At 65.5% G+C, this 20,830-nt stretch carries 17 protein-coding genes and 2 tRNA genes; 7 read left to right on the forward strand and 12 right to left on the reverse strand.

The genetic code is table 11. The features are described from left to right. Positions 1-6: 6 nt before the first annotated feature. On the reverse strand, positions 7-480 hold the full coding sequence (locus BN984_RS03580) for a type IV pilin (RefSeq protein ID WP_008095502.1): 474 nt from the start codon (positions 478-480) through the stop codon (positions 7-9). After that, complete coding sequence (locus tag BN984_RS03585) at positions 481-909, reverse strand: type IV pilin (RefSeq protein ID WP_008095501.1); 429 nt, start codon at positions 907-909, stop codon at positions 481-483. 782 nt (positions 910-1,691) lie between these two features. Here BN984_RS03585 and BN984_RS03590 point away from each other — a divergent pair. Beyond that, on the forward strand, positions 1,692-4,430 hold the full coding sequence (locus BN984_RS03590; protein ID WP_049967682.1) for a BGTF surface domain-containing protein: 2,739 nt from the start codon (positions 1,692-1,694) through the stop codon (positions 4,428-4,430). A gap of 781 nt (positions 4,431-5,211) precedes the next feature. Here BN984_RS03590 and BN984_RS03595 read toward each other — a convergent pair. Then, the gene (locus BN984_RS03595; protein ID WP_049967683.1) at positions 5,212-8,313 is read right to left on the reverse strand and encodes an adenosylcobalamin-dependent ribonucleoside-diphosphate reductase; all 3,102 of its coding nucleotides are present in this window, start codon (positions 8,311-8,313) and stop codon (positions 5,212-5,214) included. Positions 8,314-8,848: 535 nt separating this feature from the next. Between BN984_RS03595 and BN984_RS03600 the strand changes: the two genes are divergently transcribed. Beyond that, positions 8,849-9,061: a hypothetical protein gene (locus BN984_RS03600; protein WP_004975139.1), complete on the forward strand. Its 213-nt coding sequence runs from the start codon at positions 8,849-8,851 to the stop codon at positions 9,059-9,061. A 70-nt stretch (positions 9,062-9,131) separates the two neighbouring features. Here BN984_RS03600 and trpG read toward each other — a convergent pair whose 3' ends face one another. Genes trpG through trpD form a run of 4 tightly spaced genes read right to left on the reverse strand, consistent with a single transcriptional unit; the run spans position 9,132 to position 12,976 of the window. Beyond that, on the reverse strand, positions 9,132-9,746 hold the full coding sequence (gene trpG, locus BN984_RS03605; RefSeq protein WP_008095494.1) for an anthranilate synthase component II: 615 nt from the start codon (positions 9,744-9,746) through the stop codon (positions 9,132-9,134). Then, positions 9,743-11,317 (reverse strand): anthranilate synthase component I, encoded by a 1,575-nt coding sequence (trpE, locus tag BN984_RS03610; protein WP_008095491.1) that lies wholly within the window; start codon positions 11,315-11,317, stop codon positions 9,743-9,745. Before trpE ends, trpG begins: the two co-directional genes overlap by 4 nt. Further along, positions 11,314-11,979, reverse strand: a complete 666-nt coding sequence (gene trpF / locus BN984_RS03615; RefSeq protein ID WP_008095489.1) for a phosphoribosylanthranilate isomerase — start codon at positions 11,977-11,979, stop codon at positions 11,314-11,316. The genes trpE and trpF overlap by 4 nt, the downstream gene beginning before the upstream one ends. Before the next feature lies 1 nt (position 11,980). After that, positions 11,981-12,976 carry an anthranilate phosphoribosyltransferase gene (gene trpD / locus BN984_RS03620; protein ID WP_049967684.1) on the reverse strand — a complete coding sequence of 332 codons (996 nt, stop codon included), beginning with the start codon at positions 12,974-12,976 and terminating at the stop codon, positions 11,981-11,983. A gap of 239 nt (positions 12,977-13,215) precedes the next feature. On the opposite strand from trpD, the gene BN984_RS03625 reads away from it, so the two are divergent. From BN984_RS03625 to BN984_RS19635, 3 genes are all read left to right on the forward strand, one after another. Then, positions 13,216-13,290 (forward strand) — tRNA-Val (locus BN984_RS03625). 45 nt (positions 13,291-13,335) lie between these two features. After that, positions 13,336-13,410 (forward strand) — tRNA-Val (locus BN984_RS03630). 227 nt (positions 13,411-13,637) lie between these two features. After that, positions 13,638-13,787 carry a hypothetical protein gene (locus tag BN984_RS19635; RefSeq protein WP_004975129.1) on the forward strand — a complete coding sequence of 50 codons (150 nt, stop codon included), beginning with the start codon at positions 13,638-13,640 and terminating at the stop codon, positions 13,785-13,787. A gap of 2 nt (positions 13,788-13,789) precedes the next feature. Here BN984_RS19635 and BN984_RS03635 read toward each other — a convergent pair whose 3' ends face one another. The 3 genes from BN984_RS03635 to BN984_RS03645 all read right to left on the reverse strand — a co-directional run bounded on the left by BN984_RS03635 (position 13,790) and on the right by BN984_RS03645 (position 17,138). After that, positions 13,790-14,299: a DUF2062 domain-containing protein gene (locus BN984_RS03635; protein WP_049967685.1), complete on the reverse strand. Its 510-nt coding sequence runs from the start codon at positions 14,297-14,299 to the stop codon at positions 13,790-13,792. A gap of 93 nt (positions 14,300-14,392) precedes the next feature. Further along, positions 14,393-14,830, reverse strand: coding sequence for a CBS domain-containing protein (locus tag BN984_RS03640; RefSeq protein WP_049967686.1), 438 nt, complete (start codon positions 14,828-14,830; stop codon positions 14,393-14,395). Between the two features lies 1 nt (position 14,831). Beyond that, the gene (locus BN984_RS03645; protein WP_049967687.1) at positions 14,832-17,138 is read right to left on the reverse strand and encodes a methyl-accepting chemotaxis protein; all 2,307 of its coding nucleotides are present in this window, start codon (positions 17,136-17,138) and stop codon (positions 14,832-14,834) included. Positions 17,139-17,280: 142 nt separating this feature from the next. Between BN984_RS03645 and BN984_RS03650 the strand changes: the two genes are divergently transcribed. Further along, the gene (locus BN984_RS03650; RefSeq protein ID WP_008095476.1) at positions 17,281-17,574 is read left to right on the forward strand and encodes a hypothetical protein; all 294 of its coding nucleotides are present in this window, start codon (positions 17,281-17,283) and stop codon (positions 17,572-17,574) included. A 48-nt stretch (positions 17,575-17,622) separates the two neighbouring features. On the opposite strand, the gene sucD is transcribed toward BN984_RS03650, so the two are convergent. Next, the gene (gene sucD, locus BN984_RS03655; protein WP_004062518.1) at positions 17,623-18,492 is read right to left on the reverse strand and encodes a succinate--CoA ligase subunit alpha; all 870 of its coding nucleotides are present in this window, start codon (positions 18,490-18,492) and stop codon (positions 17,623-17,625) included. Next, positions 18,489-19,634, reverse strand: coding sequence for an ADP-forming succinate--CoA ligase subunit beta (gene sucC / locus BN984_RS03660; protein WP_049968576.1), 1,146 nt, complete (start codon positions 19,632-19,634; stop codon positions 18,489-18,491). The genes sucD and sucC overlap by 4 nt, the downstream gene beginning before the upstream one ends. A gap of 185 nt (positions 19,635-19,819) precedes the next feature. Here sucC and BN984_RS03665 point away from each other — a divergent pair, with 185 nt between their 5' ends. Then, positions 19,820-20,785: an NADPH:quinone reductase gene (locus tag BN984_RS03665; RefSeq protein WP_049967688.1), complete on the forward strand. Its 966-nt coding sequence runs from the start codon at positions 19,820-19,822 to the stop codon at positions 20,783-20,785. Positions 20,786-20,830 lie beyond the last annotated feature (45 nt).

Consider the following 20,830-nt stretch of genomic DNA (forward strand, 5'->3'; position numbering starts at 1 on the left):
TCGCCTTTAGGCGTCGGGGCCGGACCACTTCTGGAGCGTGGCGGAGTTACTGCCACTCTCGGAGGTCCAGACGATGCGGAACGTTGCGCTGTTGAAATCGTTGTTACCGACTTGGACGGACGTTCCGGCTGTCACGTCGTCAGAGACGCCCATGTCTGCGAAGGACTGGGTAGTTTCAGATGTGCCGAGGCTGCCGTCTGATGCAACCGTTTGGAACGACGTATCGGCGGTCAGGTTGACGTTTTCAGCGTCGATTGCTGTCCCGCTGTCGTGGGTGACGGTGAGGTTATCTAGTGACGACTCGTCCTGATAGTCGAAGCTGAAGCTGGCCTGCGGAGCAGTATCGCCAACCTGGTCGCCGAGACCGAGGACGAACGTGCCGATGACGGCCGCGAGGATAACGGTAATCGCGACCATGAGGATAACACCGATAACCGGTGATACCGCGTCGTCCTCAGCGAGGAGTTGCTTGAAATTCATCTATCCGTTGTAGGTCCACTTTTGAAGCGTGGAGGAACTACTTCCACTTTCGGAGGTCCAGACGACGCGGATGGTGTCTCCGTCGCTGAACCCACTAGAGTCGTTTACAACTGCGGAGCCACCTGCTGTGATTGGGTCTGAGCCACCAAGTGCAGTCCAAGCACTACCAGAGTCGTTGAAGTCACCCGTCACAGTGACCTGATTCGCCGGAATCTGCTCACCGCTCTCGTGGGTAATCGTCAGCGCACTAGACCCGTCGTAATCGAAACTAAAGCTCGCCTGCGGGGACGTCTCGCTCACTTGATCGCCGAGACCAAGGACAAAAGTACCGATAACGGCCGCGAGGATAACTGTAATCGCCACCATCAGGATAACCCCGATGACGGGACTGACTGCACGGTCTTCCGTGAAGAGATGTTTGAGTTGCATGCGTTGTGTCCGACACCCGGGACGGTATCGCTCGCCGAAGACGCCGGTGCGCACGCGTTCATCGCTGCGCAACCGTCATCCCTGCCCGGCACCCGTCGCGGTGTGTCCAACCGACTCGTATCCCCGGGGTAACTTAAATGTACGTGCCAGATTAATGGATGGTTTCTCGAAACAATTCGGGCATTAATATAGTGTTTATATGTCGTTTAAGAGGGTGATGGTACTCCGTCGTCGAATCAGCTTAAAGAATGTCTGACACGTTCCCGGTCGTTCTTCTCCACTACTCGGTATGGCTGTCGGCTGGTGACGATAAACGTACCAAAAAATGTGTCTTTCGCACGTACGCGTGGAGTCCCATAGTACACGCGAGGGACGTACGTCCGCAGACGCGGTCGACAATCCAAATCTGTGAGAAGTGCCGACGTCGAGTGGCTTCGACAGCCAAGGCTCGACGAATAGTTATCGAGAACGAGTACGCCCCCGGCGAACCGGGGACGCCGTTCCTACCCAAGGTGGCGTGCGCACGCGCTAGATATATTTTCAACAGACGTACATATGCTTTGTGGGGTAGAATCGGGTTTCGAGGCCTGTGTGACACGATTGGTAACGTTTCAGAGACCATTCAATCACACAAAGTATTTACCGCGAACGGTCAACAGAGCAAACTGTACCCCTGCCCACGGAGGCATCTGTGAGTACCTCGCCTCGGCCCGGGTTCTGCCCGGCTTGGTTCCGTCCGAGGGCCGACGAAAACGATGTCCCCGACTGCAACACCATCAACAATGACACGCAATAAGCAAATCCGCGCGGTACTCCTCGCTGCGCTGATGGTCTTCTCGGTTTTCGCCGGGTCCATCGCGTTTACGGGTAGTGCTGCTGCTGCCGCTACTTCCATCAACACCACGACGGTGAGTGGAAGCAGCGCAACTGTCGACGTCACGGTTGACGCCACGGCTGGTGACAACAACACCACCGTCTGGATCGACCTTGACGACGACGGTACACTCGACTCTGGCGAACCGGTCGCAACTAACGACTCCTATACCGCGGGCTCGGCCATGGACGTTCTCGTCAGTGGCCTCGACGTCTCTGACCTGACGCCCGGTCAGTACGAGCTGGCCGCGGCTGAGACCGCCGGCGCTCCCGTCACGGGCACGACGTCCGAAGACGTGAGCTCCACGGTCACAGTCACGAACAACGACGAGCCTGAGCTCATCTCCGCCGTCCACTACAACGACGGCAGCAACGACCTCCTCGAACTCTCGTTCAACGAGGAAGTCCAGAACCTCGGTGGCAACATCGAAGTGTACCAGGACGGCGAAGAGGTCACCTCCGCGGTTGTCTCCTCTGGTCCGACCCAGAACAACCCCGGTCAGGTTGTCATCCAGACGACTGACCTCTACACGGGCGACATCGTCGTGAACCTCGAAGGTGTCGAAGACACCGAGGGCAACGAGCTCGAAGAGGGTCTCGACGACGACTACAACTCGACGGTCACCGTCGCGACGGTCACGGTCACGGACGACGGCAGTGTCTCCGTCACCGACGCCTACAAGGGCGAGACCGTTGCAGCGACGAGCGGTAACCTCGGCACGGCTGTCGAAGTCGAATCTGACGACAGTCAGGACGACGTCGAGAGCTTCTTCCGCTCCGGTTCGACCGGCTCGACCTCCGCGGTCTACACGTTCGACACGTCCAACCGCGAACTCCAGCGCTACAACATCACCATCGGTACCGGCCTCGACGAGAAGATTCAGGTCCGTGACCTCGGTCTCGAGGTCTCCATCGACGACCTGAACGTCACCGACGAGGACCTCATCGAAGGTACGGTCAACGCGAACTCCGACCGCGAGAACGTCAAGATCGCTCTCCTCGACGACGACGGCGACGAAGTCGACGACGGGAGCATGACTGTCAACCTCAACGGTCAGGGTGAATACGACTTCGAGTTCAACGCGAGCGAACTCGACCTCGACACCGGCGACTACACGGTCGAAGTGACCGACACGGCCTCCGGTGTCTCCGTCGAATCCGACACCATCACCGTGGAAGACGCCGGTGAGGGCTCCGCCGACTTCGGCGAGTCCGTCATCACCGAGCAGCGCGGCGACGTTGTCTCCATCCCGGTGACCGTCGAAAACACTGACACCGCAACGGTCTCCATCGGTAGCTGGGAGCAGGGCTACGCCGCTAACGTCACCGTCGAAGACGGTAACGACGACGGCGAAGTCATCCTCCTCTGGGACTCCTCGAAGTCCACCGCCACCGGTAACAACAACCCGAGCAGCGTCTTCGACGTCGAAGACGGCGACGATGACGTCCTGTCTGGTAACGACGGCGTGGCCGAAGTCGGCCTCGCGACCAGCAACCTCATCGACGCTGGCGACTACGACCTCGAAGTCCGCACGGGCAGCGCAGTCTCTGACAGCGAGAACGTCGCGACCCTCGTCCTCGAGGAAGGCGGCGTCTCCGCGGTCCGCACGTGGACCGCTCCGGCCGGCGAGTCGCTGACGGACCTCGACGAGGTCTCCGAGGCGCTCGAGAACGGCAACATCACTGAAGACAGCCAGATCGCGTTCGAAGACCAGGTTGTCGTCCAGATCGAGGCCTCCGGTCTCGAGGGCACGACGGGTGCCCAGGACGACGAGACGCCTAACTTCTTCGCGACCGGCAACGGTTACGACGACTCCTACCGTCTGACGATCAACCAGACGAACCCCGACCCGAACCGCGACCCGAAGATCCTCGACGTCGCTAACGCCTCTGTTGTCGCAGACGGCGACAACGACACGTACTTCGTCGTGTTCGACTCGGACGAAATTGACGCGTACCGCGACGAGAACGACGACGGTGTTCTCCAGACCTCTGAGAAGAACGCCGGTACTGTTGACGTCGACGACGACGACTCGTTCAACGTCCAGTTCAAGATGATCGAGGAAGACGAGGTCTCTTCCTCCAACCTTGCGCTCGTTGACGACAACTCGTCGCAGACTGACTCCTACGAGCACGTCGAAGCCGAACACACGTTCGACGCTGACCCGGTTAACGTGACGAACGCTGCGGACCAGATGATCTCTGGCTCCTCGAACGTCGCGCCCGGTACGGAACTCACGCTCCGCGTTGAGTCCGACGGTGACACGCAGCCGCGCTTCCTGAAGACCGCTACGGTCTACGTTCAGGCAGACGGCTCGTTCTCCGGTAGCTTCGACTTCTCCGAGCAGAGCGTCGGCGACACGTTCACCGTGACGGCTGACGGTGGCGTCGCGTCCGACGAGGAAGTCGACGGCAACGTCGTCGAGTCCGTGGAAACCTCCACCACGACGTCTGAGGACACCACGACGACGGCTGACACCACGACGACCGCAGACACGACGACCACGACTGCGGCTACGACGACCACCGCCGCCACCACGACTGAAGAGACGACTACCACGTCGTCCCAGACGCCCGGCTTCGGTGTCGTTGTCGCCCTCGTCGCGCTCGTCGCCGCTGCGCTCCTCGCGGTCCGCCGCGACAACTAACGATAGCTAACCACCGGGACCCTTCCCGGCGTTTTTCCTTTCTTTCGACGCTGACCCGACAGCCGCAGCACTCGGGTCGACAGTCGTCACGCACTCAAACGGCGAGTAACGTCGCGACGTGCAGACCTCGAAGTCAGAAAGCTATGAGCGACGACTCCGCTTGACGACCAGACGACGATACAGAACCGAGACGCGCGGTCGTACCGAGGTGGTCCTTGTCCTTCCCAGTCGCTGTGCGTGGTTTGGGTTCGTCGAAGGCCGGTCTTCGCGTTCCGTCGGCGACGTGCGGAGAACGAATTGCATCGGGCGATGGCCGGTCGACCGCCGTGAGTGAGCCGAGACCGATGGCAGTCGTGACCGACTACGTGGGCCGACGCGCCCGCAGTTCACGACGTACCGTACTACGCAGTCGAGGTTAACGGTCGAGCGAGTGCGTCTCTCGTGTCGTCGTCCGATACACCTCGTCTCGAACAGCGTGGAATCACAGGAGCGATACGACCGCGGGCTCCACAGTCGCACTCTATTTCACCACATCTCTCCCGTCGTCGACGGGCGGTCCAGCAGAAGGGAGCGATGGCTGTTCCCGAGCAGAGAGGGTTATTGGGCGAGCGACGGAGTCCGCTATCGGCGTGTCTCTCCCGTCGGCCTCGACGAGACCTTCGTGTCGAACACGCCAGCAAGACTGGATAGTACAGGCTCGTGAGGTCGGGGAGCGCAAAAGAAAAGAACGGAAATCGAGTGACGGACGAGACAGCGACGGTGGCGAGTTACCGTCTCGCGTTCAGCACTCGGACCAGCCGCAGTTCTGGCAGGTCTTACAGCCTTCGGAGTAGTAGAGGTCCATCTCACCGCACTCGGGACACTCGGGGCTCTCGCCCGCCGCGAGCAGGTCCGCAACGGCGTCGGAACTGCCACCGGGACTCTCGTCGACAGCGACGCCGCCGTCGGTGTCCGTGTCCTCGGCCGCGGCGGCCTCGGCTTCGACCTCGGTCAGGTTCTGCTGTTGCGGGTAGCCCTTGTCGATGTCGCCGTCGAGATACCGGCGCATCGCGGTGCCGATGGCGTCCGGGATGGAGTTAATCTGCTCGCCTTTGTCCCAGGCGACCTTCGGGCTCCGGATACCCTTCAGTTCGTTCGCAATCTCCTCGGGGTCGACGCCCGAGCGGAGGGACGTGGAGACGGTCTTGGCGAGCGCCTCGGTGAAGGACGCGGTGAAGCCGCCGGAGTTACCGATGTTGGCGAACAGCTCGAACGGCTCGCCGTGTTCGTCCTCGTTGATGTTGACGTATAGCTTCCCGTAGCCGGTGTCGATGCGCTGGGTAACACCGTACAGCACGTCCGGACGGGGGCGCTTCTTACCGACGTCGCTCGGCGAATCGGCGAAGGCGAGTTCGAGTTCGCTGCCGATGAGGTCCGAAACCTCCTCGGATTCGAGGAACGCCTCCACGTCGCCGAACACGTCGCGAATCTGCGAGACGATGGCCTCGGCGGCCTCTTCGTCGTCGGAGAACTCGGTGTTCTTCGCGCGCGTGGTGAGCACCTGCTTCGAGCGGGTGCCGTCGCGGTAGACGGTGACGCCCTTGCCGCCGTGGTCGTAGATGTAGCGGTAGACCTCGTCCATGTCCTCCTTCGACGCGCTGTTCGGGAAGTTACAGGTCTTCGAGATAGCGGAGTCGACGCCACTCTGGAGGGCGCACTGGACGCCCGCGTGCTCGATGCCCGCGAGGTCGGAGGTCACGACGAACAGTTCGGAGATGGCGTCCGGGACGGTCGACAGCGAGGAGACGCCGTCGAACTCGTTGTTGGCCATCTGCTCTTGGGCCTCGCGCTTGACGGCCTCGACGTCGATGTCGTTGGCCTCCAGCACGCGGAGGAAGTAGTCGTCGAACTCGACGAGCATCTCGTCGCCCTGCACGTCGTCGGAGACGTTCTTGTAGTAAGCGACGTTGTAGATGGGCTCACAGCCGCCGGTGGTGTTCGACACCATCGACGTGGTGCCCGTCGGGGCGATGGTCGTCGTGTTGTGGTTGCGGATGGGGTAGCCGTCTTCCCAATCGTCGGCGGACTCGCCGGTGTGGTGTTCGAACCACTCGCGGTACTCGGTCGGGTTCGCGTACTTCGAGTCCTCCCACGCCTCGAACGGGCCGCGTTCTTCGGCGAGTTCGTGGGACGCCCGCTTGGACCCGTGGTTGATGTGGGTCATGAGCTGTTGGGCGATTTCGTTGCCCTCGTCGGAGCCGTAGCGGACGCCGAGTTGGATGTACATCTGGGCGAGCCCCATGATACCGAGCCCGATTTTGCGGAGTTCGCGGACCTTCTGTTCGATCTTCTCGACCGGGAAGTCCGACATCGTGACGACGTTTTCGAGGAAGCGCGTGCCGTTTTCGATGCGGTGGTCGAACTCCTCCCAGTCGACGGCATCTTCTAGGAAGGCGTCCGTCGCGGCCTCAAGCGAGTCGTACTCGTCGCCGTGGGCGTCGTACCAGACGCGCCAGTCGGGCGAGTCCTCCGCGACGAGCGTCGAGAGGTTGATGTGTCCGAGGTTACACGCCTCGTACTCCTCGAGCGGCTGTTCGCCGCAGGGGTTGGTCGCGAGGATGCGGTGGTCGGGGTGCTTTTCGACGTCGAAGGAGTGCTGCTTGTTCGCGCGTTCGAGGTAGACGACGCCGGGTTCGCCGTTCTCCCACGCGCCCTCGATGATCTGGTTCCAGAGTTTCTTCGCGGGGACCGAGAGGACCTCGCCGACCTCGACGTGCTCGCCGAGACCGAACATGTCGTAGATTTCCTTCGTCTGGGGCGTGGCGATGTGCGGCTCTTCGGTGCGGGGGTTCGTGAAGACGAACTCCTCGTCGTTGTACAGCGCCTCCATGAAGCCGTCGGTGATACCGACCGAGATATTGAAGTTCGAGAGGTGGCCTTCGACGGCGTTACGGAGGTGCTTGGGGACGCGACCGTCCTCGTCGATGAGTTCGCGCGCCTCGTCGAGCGCGTCGACGAACTTGGTGTGGGTGAAGTCGTCGGGGTCGTTCAGGCGGAGCGTGTGCGCGAGCGAGACGTCCTTGTTCTTCGCGTGGAGGAACTGGATGACGTCGGGGTGGCTGACGCGCATGACGCCCATCTGCGCGCCGCGGCGCGCGCCGCCCTGTGCGATGGTCTCGCACATCTGGTCGAACGTCCGCATGAACGTGATGGGGCCGGAGGCGATGCCGCCGGTCGAACCGACCGCGTCGCCGTAGGGGCGGAGCTTCCAGAAGGCGTAGCCCATGCCGCCGCCGGACTGGAACACCTCGGCGGCCTCCTTGGCCGTCTGGTGGATATCCGTGATGTCGTCGCCGGGGGAGTCGACGAAACAGGCGGAAAGCTGCTGGAGTTCGTCGCCGGCGTTCATGAGCGTCGGCGAGTTCGGCATGAACGAGAGCTGTCCCATCATCTCTTCGAACGTCTCGCGCTTCTCGACGACGACCTCGCGGACGCCCTCCGGAAGTTCGGAGACGAGGGTGTCGTAGGCGAACTTGTTGACGTTGTAGACCGAAAGCGTCGTCTCGGCCTCGTCGTCGTCGGCCGTGACGCCCTTGCCGAAGACCTCCTCGGCGAGTTCGTCGCGGCGCGGATGGTCCGGCTTGATGAGGTCGGGAGTGACCGTGATTTCGATGTCGCGCTGTTCGGCCTCGAAGACGGCCTCGGCGAGCGCGATGTTCTTCGCGACGCGGGGGAACAGGTCCTCCTGCGTCTCGACGAGGTCGCCGTCGGCGTCCTTGCGGAGGTAACGGGCGGGGAGAATATTGTTGTAGGCGTTGCCCGTCATCCGCTCTTCGAGGGTCTCGCCTTCGGTCCGCTTGACCGGAAGCACGATTTCGTCCGTCGAGAGGTTCGCGTCGCTCATCTTACTGTTCCTCCCGCCCGAGCCGCGTTCGGGCGAGGTCGCGTCGATAGTGTCCGGAAATTCCGCTCATTGGTGACGATATTGGTGTGTGTTGCGTGGTTGGTTAAGGGCTTCGAACTCGGAGGTTCCACCGCCGAACGTATCATAATTAGTGCAATTACGTCGGCGGCCGACGACCGGGTCCGAAGTGCACGGATTCATAGAACGGACGGAAGCCACATAACCGTAGTTAGAGCGGAGCGGAAGTGAAATCTCGGCGGAGAAAATCGGCAGACGTAACGGCTATATCCAGTAGAACGTGAGGGGGGAGACGAGCCGTCTGAATCGGTCACATGGTGAACAGTGCCGCATCACCGGAGAGGATATAAAGGGAGGCCGGACAGTCGACATTCAGATAAGTATCAGAATTCGTACGTTCAAATCAGCCAACCGCTCAGGGGTGCCGAAATCGGTCGTTTCGACGGCGGAATCGCACCGGAACCGCGAGACGAGACCGCCCACAAGCTTATCCGCTCTACGGGAGTCATATCGGGGTATGGTACTGACTCCCCTCGCGCTCACACCGTTACAGCTCGGCGGCCTGCTCTCCGGGCCGCTCGGTCAGATGCTCGTGGTGCTCGTGGCCGTCGCCGTCGTCATCCTCGTCGGGCGACTGTTCCTCAAAGTCGCGTGGCGACTGGTCACTATCGCCGCCATCGTCGTCGGGGCGCTGCTGCTGCTTTCGTTCTTTGGCATCAACGTCCTCTGAGGTGGCTGCACGGCCATCGGGGGAAGAGAACGGCAAAACCGCGCCCGCACCTCGGCGTGTCTAATCCGACTCAGGCCACGTCGAGGCCGGCGACCGCCGTGAGAAAGTTTCTGACGACGCCGTGTCCCGACCCCGTGAGCACGCTTTCCGGGTGGAACTGGACGCACTCGATGGGGTACTCGCGGTGGCGGACGCCCATCACGAGCGCCGCGCCGTCGTGGTCGGTCGTCGCCGAGACGTCGAAGCAGTCGGGGACCTCGGTGGCGACGAGCGAGTGGTAGCGGCCGGCCGGAAAGCCGTCTTCGAGGCCGGCGAAGACGCCCTCGCCGTCGTGGTCGACCGGGAACGCCTTGCCGTGAATCGGCTCCGGCGCGTGGCCGATGGTCCCGCCGTAGGCGTACACCGCGGCTTCGAGGCCGAGACAGACCCCGAGCGTCGGAATCTCGGTCGATAGCTCCGTGAGCACGTCGTTCGTCACGCCCACGTCGCGGTCGTTCTTCGGGTGGCCCGGCCCCGGCGAGATGACGATGGCGTCGGGGTCGAGGTCGCGTATCTCGTCGAGCGAGGCGGTGTTCTTGCGCACCTCGATGTCGAGCGGTTCGCCCTCGACGGTCTGCTCGGAGAAGTACTCCACGAGGTTGTACGTGAAGGAGTCGAAGTTGTCGACGACGACGAGTCGAATCATTGCGACACCTCCTCGGTCCCGTACTCGATGCGGCGGACGGCGTCGAGCACCCCGCCCATCTTCTGTTCCGTCTCCTCGTACTCCGAGGTCGGGTCGGAGTCGGCGACGATGCCGGCTCCCGCGCGGACGGTGATGGTGTCTTCCGAGCCGTCGGATTCGACCGTCGCGGTCCGGATGACGATGGCCATGTCGGCGTCGCCGGTCCACGAGTAGTAGCCGACGCCGCCGCCGTAGACGCCCCGGGGCTCGTCTTCGAGGTCGTCGATAATCTCCATCGCGCGGACCTTCGGCGCGCCGGTGAGTGTCCCCGCGGGGAACGTCGCTCTCGTGGCGTCGAAGGCGTCCGAGTCGGGGTCGAGCGTCCCCGAGACGGTCGATTCGATGTGCTGGACGTGGCTGTACTTGATGATGCTCATGAAGTCCTCGACGCGGACGCTGCCGGGCGTCGAGACCCGGCGCACGTCGTTGCGGCCGAGGTCGACGAGCATCGTGTGCTCTGCGCGCTCCTTTCCGTCCGCGAGGAGTTCACCGGCGAGGCGGCGGTCCTCGACCGGGCCGGAGCCGCGCTGGCACGTCCCCGCGATGGGGTTGACGACGACGCGGTCGCCCCTGACCGAGACGAGCGTCTCGGGGCTCGCGCCGACGACGCGCCGGTCGCCGTGCCGGAGCAGGTACATGTACGGCGAGGGGTTCACCTCGCGCAGCGAAGCGTACAGGCCGACGGGGTCGACCTGTCCGTGGAGCTTCCGGGTGCGCGAGATGACGCCCTGATAGATGTCGCCGTCGCGGACGTGGTCTTTCGTCTTCCTGACCGCGGCCTCGTAGTCCTCGCGTGAGCCGGCCTCCTCGCCGGTCCGCTCGAAGCCGCCGGGAGAGGGGTCGTCAGCCGCCCGGAGCTTCTCGGCGACGCGTTCGGCCTCGGCGACGACGCCGTCGTAGACTTCGCCGGGGTCGTCGTCGGGCGAGACGACGGGCGTACAGACGAGGCGGACGGCGTCCTCGCGGTGGTCGAACGAGAGCGTCCGGGTCGTGAGGACGAACTCGGCGTCCGGGTCGTCGGTGTCGGGGCGCTCGCGGCCGACCTCGTCGAGCCAGAGGTCGTAGACGGCCTCGTAGGCGAGGAAGCCGACCAGACCGCCGGTGAGCGTCTGGCGGTCCGTCTCGGGGAAGTTGACGCGCGGGAGGTCGGGGAGCGCGCCGCGCAGGGAATCGAGTACGTCGCCGTCGCCCGCGCCGACGAACTCGGCGGCGGGACCGCCGAGGTCGGTCACGTCCACGCCGCCGGGACCGACCGTCACGACAGCCTCGGGGTCGTAGCCCACGAACGAGAAGCGCGCGTGCGAGTCGGCGACCGTCGCGGGCGCGGAGAACGCGCCCTGCGGGTTGCTGGAGGAGACCTTTTCGGCGCTCTCCAAGAGGAAGCCGTAGTCGCTGCGGTCGGCGAGCGTCGTGTACGCGGCCAGCGGGTCCACGGACACGTCGAGGTCGGTCACGAGGTGGGTCACGACCGGTTCGTCCGCGTCGCCGACGAGGTCGACGAACTCGTCGCGGTCGGTGTCGGGAGCCGTCACGCGACGACCTCCTCGTGGTCGCCGGACTCCCCGCGGGCCGCCTTCGCCGCGGCGACGAACGCGCGGACCGCGTCGTGGTCCTTCACGCCGCCGGCGGCCTCGACGCCGCTCGCGACGTCGACGCCGTAGGGTTCGACCGTCCGAACCGCCTCGGCGACGTTGTCGGGGGTCAGGCCGCCCGCGAGAACCACGGGCACGTCGACCGCCTCGACGAGTTCGCGCGAGGCGTCCCAGTCGTGGGTCTCGCCGGTGCCGCCCGCGCCGGACGCGGAGGGCGTGTCGACGAGGATGGCGTCCACCACGGGCGCGAGGGCGCGCGCGCGGTCGAGGTCGATGGCATCGACGACGGGGACGACGCGGACGCCCGTCGCGCGGAGCGAGTCGAGGTGGTCGGCCGCGAAGTCGCCGTGGAGTTGGAGTACATCGGGTTGGACCTCGCGGGCGAGGTCGCGGGCGTGGTCGATGGAGTCGGGCATCGTCACGAGGACGGTCGTGAGGAACGGCGGCGCGGCGGCGAACAGCTCGCGGGCGCGCTCGCGAGGAATCTCGCGGGGCGTGTCCACGGGCACGTCGCAGATGGCACCGACCGCGTCGGCACCGGCCGCGTCGACCGCTTCGAGGTCGGCTTCGTCGGTGACGCCGCACACTTTGACGCGGGTCATCTCACGCCTCCCGGAGCGCGTCGAGTTTGGCTTTCGCGGCACCGGACTCGATGGCGTCGCGGGCGACCTCGACGCCCTCCTCCAGGGAGTCCGCGAGGTCGGCGACGTAGACGGCCGCGCCGGCGTTGGCGAGGATGAGGTCGCGCTTGGGACCGGTCACGTCGCCGGTGAGGATGCCTTCGAGGTCGTCGGCGTTCTCCTGCGGAGTGCCGCCGGCAACCGCCTCGATGGGGGCCTGTTCGAGGCCGAGGTCGGCGGGCGTGAGGGTGTACTCGGTAATCTCGTCGCCGTCGATTTCGGCGACCGTGGTCGCGTCGTGGAGCGCGATTTCGTCCATGCCGGATCCGTGGACGACGAGGGCGCGCTCGACGGGCATGTGCGACAGCGACTCGGCGATGACGGGGACGAGGTCGGAGTCGTAGACGCCGAGGACCTGCGCGTCGGCCCCGGCGGGGTTCGTCAGCGGGCCGAGGACGTTGAAGATGGTCCGCATGCCGAGCTCCTTCCGCGGGCCGATGACGGCCTTCATCGCGGGGTGGAACACGGGCGCGAGCATGAAGCCGACGCCGTTGTCTTCGATGCACGCCTCGACGGACTCGGGTTCGGCCTCGACGTTCACGCCGGCGACCTCCAGCACGTCGGCGCTCCCAGAAGACGAAGAGACGGAGTAGTTGCCGTGCTTGGCCACCGCCGCGCCCGCGCCGGCCGCGACGAGCGCGCTCGTGGTCGAGACGTTGATGGTGTTGTAGTCGTCGCCGCCGGTGCCGCAGGTGTCGACGAGCGGGCCGCGGTCGGGGTCGATGGTCAAGGCGGCGTCGCGCATCCCCTGTGCGAACCCCGCGATTTCGGCCTCGGTCTCGCCTTTCGCCCGGAGCGCGGCGAGGAGCGCGCCGATTTGCGCCTCGGTCGCGTCCTCGAAGACCGCCCGCGCGGCGTCGCGCGCCTCCTCGACAGTCAGGTCCGCACCGCCGGTCACACGTTCGATATAATCCTGCATTGGTAATCACCGATGTACTTCTTCGGGTTATGATGTACAAATCAGTACATCGGCTTAAGCGTGTCGGGCTGGCGAAAATCGCCGGCTCCGACGGTCGGGACCCGGAGCGAATCGCCCGCCTCGAACGGTGGGAGCGCGCTGTGACCCGAATCGCCGCACGTAGTCCGATTCGAAAGCTTAAATTGTAACCCCGGACAACGGAGAGATGCGTCCGAACGGGCGCGGGAAGCACCGTAACCGGGTTGGTGGTCTAGTCTGGTTATGACACCTCCTTGACATGGAGGAGGCCGGCAGTTCAAATCTGCCCCAACCCACTCCTCTTCCCGCGTTTCGGCGTTCGGCGATGTTCGCAACACACCGGGTTGGTGGTCTAGTCTGGTTATGACACCTCCTTGACATGGAGGAGGCCGGCAGTTCAAATCTGCCCCAACCCACTACTTTCTCGCGACGAGTTGCCTCCCGAGCACCGCGTAGCGTGTGCTCGGTGCCGCGAGTCGCGTGCAATCGTGTCACGGGCAGATTTGAACCAGCGAGCGAACGCAGTGAGCGAGTGAGGTACACGCGAGCGAAGCGAGCGTGAATCACGTCTGGCGACCCCTCCCTATGTATTTCGACATCCCACCCACCCAACCACTATGTCTGCCGCCCGCGAATCCCGCCCATGACCCTCCTGCAAATCCCCGGCGGTCCCGAACTCGTCATCTTGGCGCTGTTGCTCCTCATCCCGCTCGCGGTCGTCTACCTCGGATACAAACTCATCCAGTCGCTCCGGGCGTTCGAAGAGGGCAGAGAAGAACGGTCACAGCGGTAGCGTCACGACGACACGTCGGACCGGGTGTCGTCGTTCCGGGCGTCCGTGCCGCGGGTCGGCGTCTCCGACCGCTGTCGTCGGTGGTGCAGGCGCGCCAGTTGGAGCGCCACCGCGTAGCCGACGACGGCGAGGGCGACGGCGAGAATCGTGTTGCCGAGGAGCTGTCGGAAGAGGAGGTCGAGACCGGCGCTGAGCGACACGTCGGCGACGGACGCCCCCGGAACCGGGCCGAGCAGGTGCGAGCCGAGCCAGAAGCTCGCGCCGTAGACCGCCCACTTGACGGGCGGATTGAAGACGACGAGCGTGGCGACGAGCGCGAGTCGGCTCGCCCGCTCGACGAAGTAGGCGATGAGGGCGAACAGCGCGAGGGCGGTCCCTGCGGTCGGCATGGCCACAAAGAAGACGCCGAACGCGAAGCTGGCGGCGACCTCGTGAGGGGTGTGGTCCGCCGCGAACGCTCGTTCGAGGCCGGACCGGACGCGGGGACGAATCGACGCGAGACGGTCGTACACTCGTCGAGACTAGAGGCGAGACGTCGTTATCAACGCTTCGCCGAGAATCGGTCGGGTGGTAGCAGTCGACGTGTCGATGCGTCGAGGCGGCGGTCAGCGGAACCGGCGGTCCGACTCCCACTTGTCCTTGAGTTCTATCATCTGGCCCACCCCGCGGGCCACGTCCGAGAGGTGGAAGGCGATGTCCGTCGCGGTCACGATGCCGACCATCTCCGCGCCGTCGACGACGACGAGTTTCTTCACCCGCTGGTCGCGCATCTTCTCGGCGGCCACGCGCGTGGTCGAGTCCGGTCGGACCCACTTGATTGGGTTCGACATGACCGCGCGGGCCGGGACCGCGGCGAGGGGCTTGCCGCTCGCCACGCCGGCACGGAGCGCGTCCGACTCGGTGACGATGCCCGCGGGGCCGCCGTCGGCCATCACGACGACGCTTCCCGCGCCCTCGCGGAGCATGGTTCGCGCGCAATCGGCGACGCTCGATCCCAGTCCGACGGTCGCCACCTCCTCGGTCATGATTTCGTCGACGCGCATGTTAGTCGTCCGCAGGCGAGGGTTCTCGCTCGTGGTGGGAGTCCGATGCAGCGCGCGACTGGGTCGGGTCGGTGCTCGCGCCGGAGCCGGCGGCCGCGTCGCCGAGCACGTCGTCGATGGTCGACGAGACCTCGCCCACGTCGTCGACCTCGAAGGCGTCGAGGAGGTCGTCGAGGTGGCTCACGTGCGACGAGAGCTCGCGCACGTCGCCGTTGACGTCGACGAGCGCGGCGCTCTGTTCTTGTGCGGTCGCGGAGACGTTCTCGGCCTCCGCGGCGGTCTCCTCGGAGATACCTGCGATTTCGTCGGTCATCGAGAGCACCTCTTGGGAGGAGTCGGCCTGACTGCCCGTCGCGTCCGAAATCTCGTGGACGCTCGCGGTCGTCTCCTCGACGCGCTCGACGATACCGTCGAAAGACGAAAGCGCCTCGTCGACCGAGGTCGCGCTCTCTTCGACCTGCGCCCGCATGCGTTCGATGCGGGAGACGACGGCGTCGCGCTGGGTCTCGATTTCGGCGACGAGCGACTCGATGTCGCCCGCCGACGACTTGGTCTCCTGTGCGAGCTGTTTGACCTCGTTGGAGACGACGGCGAAGCCCTCGCCGGCCTCGCCCGCGCGGGCGGCCTCGATGTTCGCGTTGAGCGCGAGGATGTCGGTCTGTTCCGCGATGTCGGTGATGACCTCGACGATGTCCTCGATTTGGGCGAGCCGGTCGTCGAGTTCGTGAACCTCGCTGACGGTCGCCTCCGTTTCGGCGCGCACGGCGTCGATATCGTCGAGGGCGTCGGTGGCGGCGGTCTGGCCGTCGAGCGAGCGCGCCTCGGCCTCTTCGGTGAGCCGGACGAGTTCGTCGGCCGACGAGGCAATCTGCTGGATGGACGCGGAGAGGTCGTTTATCTCGTCGGCGGCGGCGACGAGGCTGTCGGTCTGCTCGCTCGCGCCCTCGGAAATCTGCTGGACCGACGCGGACACCTCCTCGCTCGCGGCGGACACGTCGTCGGCGCGGTCGGTCACGCGGTCGGCGAGCGTCGCCACGTCCTCGCCGAAGGTCTTGACCGTGCCGACGGTCCGTTCGATGTCGTCCATCATCTCGTTGTACGCGGCGGCGACCGTCGCCATGTCGCGGCTCTCGGAGTCGGTCGGGAGGCGGACGCGGAGGTCGCCGTCGGCCGCGCGGGTCATCGCCTCGCTGTAGGCGCGGGCGTCTGCGCGCTGGTCGCGGAGGTCGTCGCGGAGGTTGTCGACGCCGCGGACGACCTGCCCGAACTCGTCTCGCCGGTCGGTTTCGAGCTCCACGTCGAGGTCGCCGTCGCGGAGCGCGGAGACGGTCGACGCGAGGTCGACGAGCGGGAGCGCGGTGTTCCCGCGGACGATGAGCGCGAAGGCGACGAAGCCGAACATCGAAAGCGCGAGCAGCGTCGCAATCTGGAGGCCGACGCTCCGGGAGAGCGCGAAGACGCTACTGGCCGGCGCGTGCAGGAGGAGCACGCCGCCGGAGACGGGGACGTGCGCGACGACGTGCGGCGAGGAGACGAAGCCCTCGACGGGAGCGAGGCGGCTGACCCCCGTCTCGCCGGCGAAGGCAGCGTCGAGTTCGGACGCCTCGGCGGCGGGGTAGGCGACGTTCGACTGGCCGCCGCCGCCGTCGTAGAGGACGGTTCCGTCGCTCGTGACGAGTTGGGTGAAACCGCCGTCGATGTGGTTGCCGTCGAGCGCGGTCCCGAGCGAGGACGCCTCGGCGACGAGGACGATTGCGCGGGGCTCGATGGACGGAAGCGGCGCGACGAAACCCATGTAGGCGACGCCGTCTTCGACGTAGACGGTGGTCCGCTCGACGCCGTCGTCCGAGAGGTCGGCGCTCGCGGGGAGCGGAAGCGACCCGCTTTCGAACAGCGTCGTCCCGACCGCGCCCTCCTCGGACGAGCCGAGGACGGTCGTCGTCTCGATGTCGACGAAGTGGAGCGCGGCCACGTCGGCGGGCATGTCCTCTTTTGCGGCCGTCAGGGTCGCCGAGGACCGCCCGTCGAGAGTGCTCCCGGCGGAGGGGTCGTCGGCGACGATGGTCGCGAGGCGGGTCCGCTCGTCGAACCACGTGTTCACCTGCAGGGCCTCGCGTTCGGCCTCGGTGAGGAGGTCGGCGCGGGCGTCCTCGTCTATCGTGGATGCCGTCTGTTGATACTGGACGACTCCGACGCCGGCGACGAGGACTGAAACGAGCAGCATCGCGGCGACGAGCCGCCGCGTGTAGCTCTCCGTAATCGCATCAGGAAGCCGTGATTCGGCTTCCAAAACGAGATTCTCGGCCATTACCGTACCGACCGGAATGCGGTGCATAAATCCGCGCACTTGAATATCAATCTAGATAATCTAGTCGACGGAGACGGCGTGCGCGAGTGCTCGCGGGCGACACGAGCGTCAACCATACGCCTGTCGGGCGCTAGCAAACCACATGGAAACCGAGTTCCGCCTGCTCGTGGCGGGCTTCTGTATCGTCGCGCCGTCGCTCCTGTTCGTCGGGTTCGTCAGACTGCTCGACGCCATGCGCGAGGACGACCTCGTCGAGCGCGTCCTCGACAGGGTCGACGAGGGCGGCGGGCCGACCGGGACGGCGGTCGACCCGACGGCGTTCCTGCGGTCCGCACGGGAGAAATCGCGCCGGCGGACGGCGGTCTGCCGGGAGTGCGGCGTGCCGAACGCGGCCGACGGCGGACGCTGTGGAATGTGCGGCGCGACGTTGCGATAGGGCGCGAAAAAGAATCGACGAGAACCGAAAAACCGCGTTCGAGCGGGGTTAGAGGAAGTCTTCGATGTGGTCGGCGACTTCGTTGGGGGTGTCGCCGACGGGGACGCCCGCGTCGTTGAGGGCGGAAATCTTGGACTCCGCGGTGCCCGTGCCCGAACCGGAGACGATAGCGCCGGCGTGACCCATGCGCTTGCCCGGCGGTGCCGTGCGGCCCGCGATGAAGCCGGCGACCGGCGTGTCCATGTTCTCCGCGATGTACTTCGCGGCCTGCTCTTCGTCCTCGCCGCCGATTTCGCCGCACATGACGACGGCGTGGGTGTCGGGGTCGTTCTCGAACGCTTCGAGGGCGTCGACGAACGACGTGCCGATGATGGGGTCGCCGCCGATGCCGATGGCGGTGGTCTGGCCGATGCCACGCTCGGTCAGGTTCGAGACGACCTGGTAGGTGAGCGTGCCGGAGCGGGAGACGAGACCGACGTTACCCTCCTCGAAGATGTTGCCGGGGAGGATGCCGAGTTTGGCCTCGCCGGGCGTGATGATGCCCGGGCAGTTGGGGCCGATGAGGCGCGTGTCGGTCTCCGACAGGCGCTTGTTGACCTTGGCCATGTCCTGCGTCGGGACGCCCTCGGTGATGGCGACGACGAGGTCGAGGTCCGTGTCGAGCGCCTCGAAGATGGCGTCGCCGGCGAACGCCGGCGGGACGAACACGACGGAGGCGTTGGCGTCTTCCTCGTCGACTGCCTCTTCGACGGTGTCGTAGACGGGGATGCCGTCGACGTCCTGACCGCCCTTACCGGGGGAGGTCCCGGCGACGACGTTCGTGCCGTACTCCACCATCTGCCGGGTGTGGAACTTACCTTCCCCACCGGTGATACCCTGTACAACTACTCGCGTGTCGTCGTCGACGAAAATGCTCATTGGGACACCTCCTGTGCGTTCTTGACGGCACGCTGGACGGCGTCCTCCAGCGTCCCCTCGACCTGTACGAGGTCCGTGTTCAGAATCTCCATGCCCTCCTCGGCGTTCGTGCCCGCGAGGCGGACGACGACCGGCTTGGGAATCTCGTCGAAGCTCTCCAGCGCCTCGTTGATACCCTTGGCGACCTCGTCGCCGCGGGTGATGCCGCCGAAGATGTTGAACACGACGGAGTCGACGTTCTCGTCGGAGAAGACCATGTCCAGCGCGTTCGCCACGCGCTCGGCCTTCGCGCCGCCGCCGATGTCGAGGAAGTTGGCGGGCTCGCCGCCGAAGTAGTCCACGAGGTCGAGCGTCGTCATGACGAGACCGGCGCCGTTGCCGATGATGCCGACGTTACCCGAGAGACGGACGTAGTCGAAGCCGTACTCGCCGGCCTTGGCTTCGAGGTCGTTCTCGTAGGCGTCCTCTTCCATCGCCGCGAGGTCCTCGTGACGGAACAGGGCGTCGTCGTCGATGTTCATGACGGCGTCCGCGGCGACGATGTCGCGGTCGGACGTAATCATGACGGGGTTGATTTCGATGTCCGAAGCGTCGTTCGACTCGTAGAGGTCGTACAGCGTCGTGAGGAACGAGGCGACGTCGAATGCGACGTCACGGGGGATGCCCGCCTCGAAGACGACCTTGCGGGCCTGATAGGGGTGCAGGCCGAACGCGGGGTCGATGTGCTCGCGGGCGATTGCGTCCGGGTTCTCCTCCGCGACTTCCTCGATGTTGACGCCGCCTTCCGTCGAGACCATCGCGACGGGCTTGCCCTCGCTGCGGTCCATCGTGATACCGACGTACAGTTCGTTTTCGAAGTCGACGCCGGCCTCAACGAGCACCCGGTCGACCGTGTAGCCCTTGAGGTCCATCCCGAGGATGTCCTCTGCGGCCTGTCGAGCTTCGTCTTCGTCCATGGCGATTTTGATGCCACCGGCCTTGCCACGCCCACCGACGTGTACCTGCGCCTTGATGGCGGCGGGGTATCCGATCTCCTCGACCGCCTCCATGACCTCCTCTACCGACGACGCGAGACGGGACTCTGGCACCGGAATCCCAGCCTCTGCGAAGATATCCTTCGCCTGGTATTCGTGAAGCTTCATTACCATGCGTGGGAGGGAAAGGCACGCGCTTAAATCCCATTCATCTCCGTTCAGGCACGACCGAGAGAATTGCCGCAGGGCGTTTACTCGCCGCCGAGATAACGGTCGGTGCGGCCGCCAATCGAACCGCTGCGATTCGCTCCGAGTCGTCCGAATTTATCACCCGTCCGACCCCATCGTTCGGCATGCGCGCTGTCAGATTCCACGACCACGGCGGACGCGACGTGCTTCAGGTAGACGACATCGACACGCCCGACCCGGCGGCGGGCGAGGTCCTCGTCGAAGTCGCGGCCGCGGGCGTCAACCCCGTCGACACGTACTTCCGCGAGGGCTCGTACCAGCCCTTCGCGATGCCGATGATTCCCGGCGTCGACGTGGCCGGAACGGTCGCGGCGGTCGGGGCCGACGTCACCGGCTTCGCCGAGGGCGACCACGTCGTCGGCACCGGCATCGGCAAGGACCACTACGGCGGCTACGCCGAGTTCGCGGCCGTCCCAACCGACCGGCTCGCGGTCCTCTCGGACGACGTGGACCTCGTCGCGGCCGGTGGCGCGGGCGTCGCCGGCGTCACGGCGTGGCGCGCCCTCGTCGACCACGGCGGGATGCAACTCGGCGACACGGTCCTGATTCACGGTGGGTCCGGCGGCGTCGGTCACGCTGCGGTCCAGCTCGCCGCCGCGTCCGGCGCTCGCGTCGTCGCCACCGCCGCGCCCGACTACCACGGCCGCGTGGCCGAACTCGGCGCGGACGTGGTTCTCGACTACGCCCGCGACGACCTCGCCGACGCCGTCGTTGACGCGGCGACGGGCGACGGCGTGGACCTGACGCTCGACCACCGGCTCGACGACTACCTCCAGTTCGACGCCGACGTGGCCGCCCACGGCGGTCGCGTCGTCGGCATCGGCGAGAACGACCCGGAAGTCGGCTTCGACCTGTCGTCGTCGGCCCGCGGCAAGGACCTCTCGCTCACGATGATGAGCATGTTCAACACGCCCGACCTGTCGGCTCCCCTGCGCGAACTCGCCGGCCAGATGGGCGCGGGCGAGTTCGAAATCGACGTAGCGCGGACCTACGACCTCGACGAGGCCGCCGAGGCCCACCGCGCCGTCATGGAAGACAGTTTCCTCGGCAAACTGGTCATCACGCCCTGAGGGCGACGCGGAGGGGTGAGGACGCGGCCGGTCGCCGGTGAGCAC

The organism is Haloferax prahovense, from assembly GCF_000723845.1.
Lineage (GTDB): Archaea > Halobacteriota > Halobacteria > Halobacteriales > Haloferacaceae > Haloferax > Haloferax prahovense.

Bases quoted from the DNA above. Each gene is read 5' to 3' on its own strand.
- BN984_RS03580 (WP_008095502.1), bottom strand. From the start codon at position 480: ATGAATTTCAAGCAACTCCTCGCTGAGGACGACGCGGTATCACCGGTT.
- BN984_RS03585 (WP_008095501.1), bottom strand. From the start codon at position 909: ATGCAACTCAAACATCTCTTCACGGAAGACCGTGCAGTCAGTCCCGTC.
- BN984_RS03590 (WP_049967682.1), top strand. From the start codon at position 1,692: ATGACACGCAATAAGCAAATCCGCGCGGTACTCCTCGCTGCGCTGATG.
- BN984_RS03595 (WP_049967683.1), bottom strand. From the start codon at position 8,313: ATGAGCGACGCGAACCTCTCGACGGACGAAATCGTGCTTCCGGTCAAG.
- BN984_RS03600 (WP_004975139.1), top strand. From the start codon at position 8,849: ATGGTACTGACTCCCCTCGCGCTCACACCGTTACAGCTCGGCGGCCTG.
- trpG (WP_008095494.1), bottom strand. From the start codon at position 9,746: ATGATTCGACTCGTCGTCGTCGACAACTTCGACTCCTTCACGTACAAC.
- trpF (WP_008095489.1), bottom strand. From the start codon at position 11,979: ATGACCCGCGTCAAAGTGTGCGGCGTCACCGACGAAGCCGACCTCGAA.
- trpD (WP_049967684.1), bottom strand. From the start codon at position 12,976: ATGCAGGATTATATCGAACGTGTGACCGGCGGTGCGGACCTGACTGTC.
- BN984_RS19635 (WP_004975129.1), top strand. From the start codon at position 13,638: ATGACCCTCCTGCAAATCCCCGGCGGTCCCGAACTCGTCATCTTGGCG.
- BN984_RS03640 (WP_049967686.1), bottom strand. From the start codon at position 14,830: ATGCGCGTCGACGAAATCATGACCGAGGAGGTGGCGACCGTCGGACTG.
- BN984_RS03645 (WP_049967687.1), bottom strand. From the start codon at position 17,138: ATGGCCGAGAATCTCGTTTTGGAAGCCGAATCACGGCTTCCTGATGCG.
- BN984_RS03650 (WP_008095476.1), top strand. From the start codon at position 17,281: ATGGAAACCGAGTTCCGCCTGCTCGTGGCGGGCTTCTGTATCGTCGCG.
- sucD (WP_004062518.1), bottom strand. From the start codon at position 18,492: ATGAGCATTTTCGTCGACGACGACACGCGAGTAGTTGTACAGGGTATC.
- sucC (WP_049968576.1), bottom strand. From the start codon at position 19,634: ATGAAGCTTCACGAATACCAGGCGAAGGATATCTTCGCAGAGGCTGGG.
- BN984_RS03665 (WP_049967688.1), top strand. From the start codon at position 19,820: ATGCGCGCTGTCAGATTCCACGACCACGGCGGACGCGACGTGCTTCAG.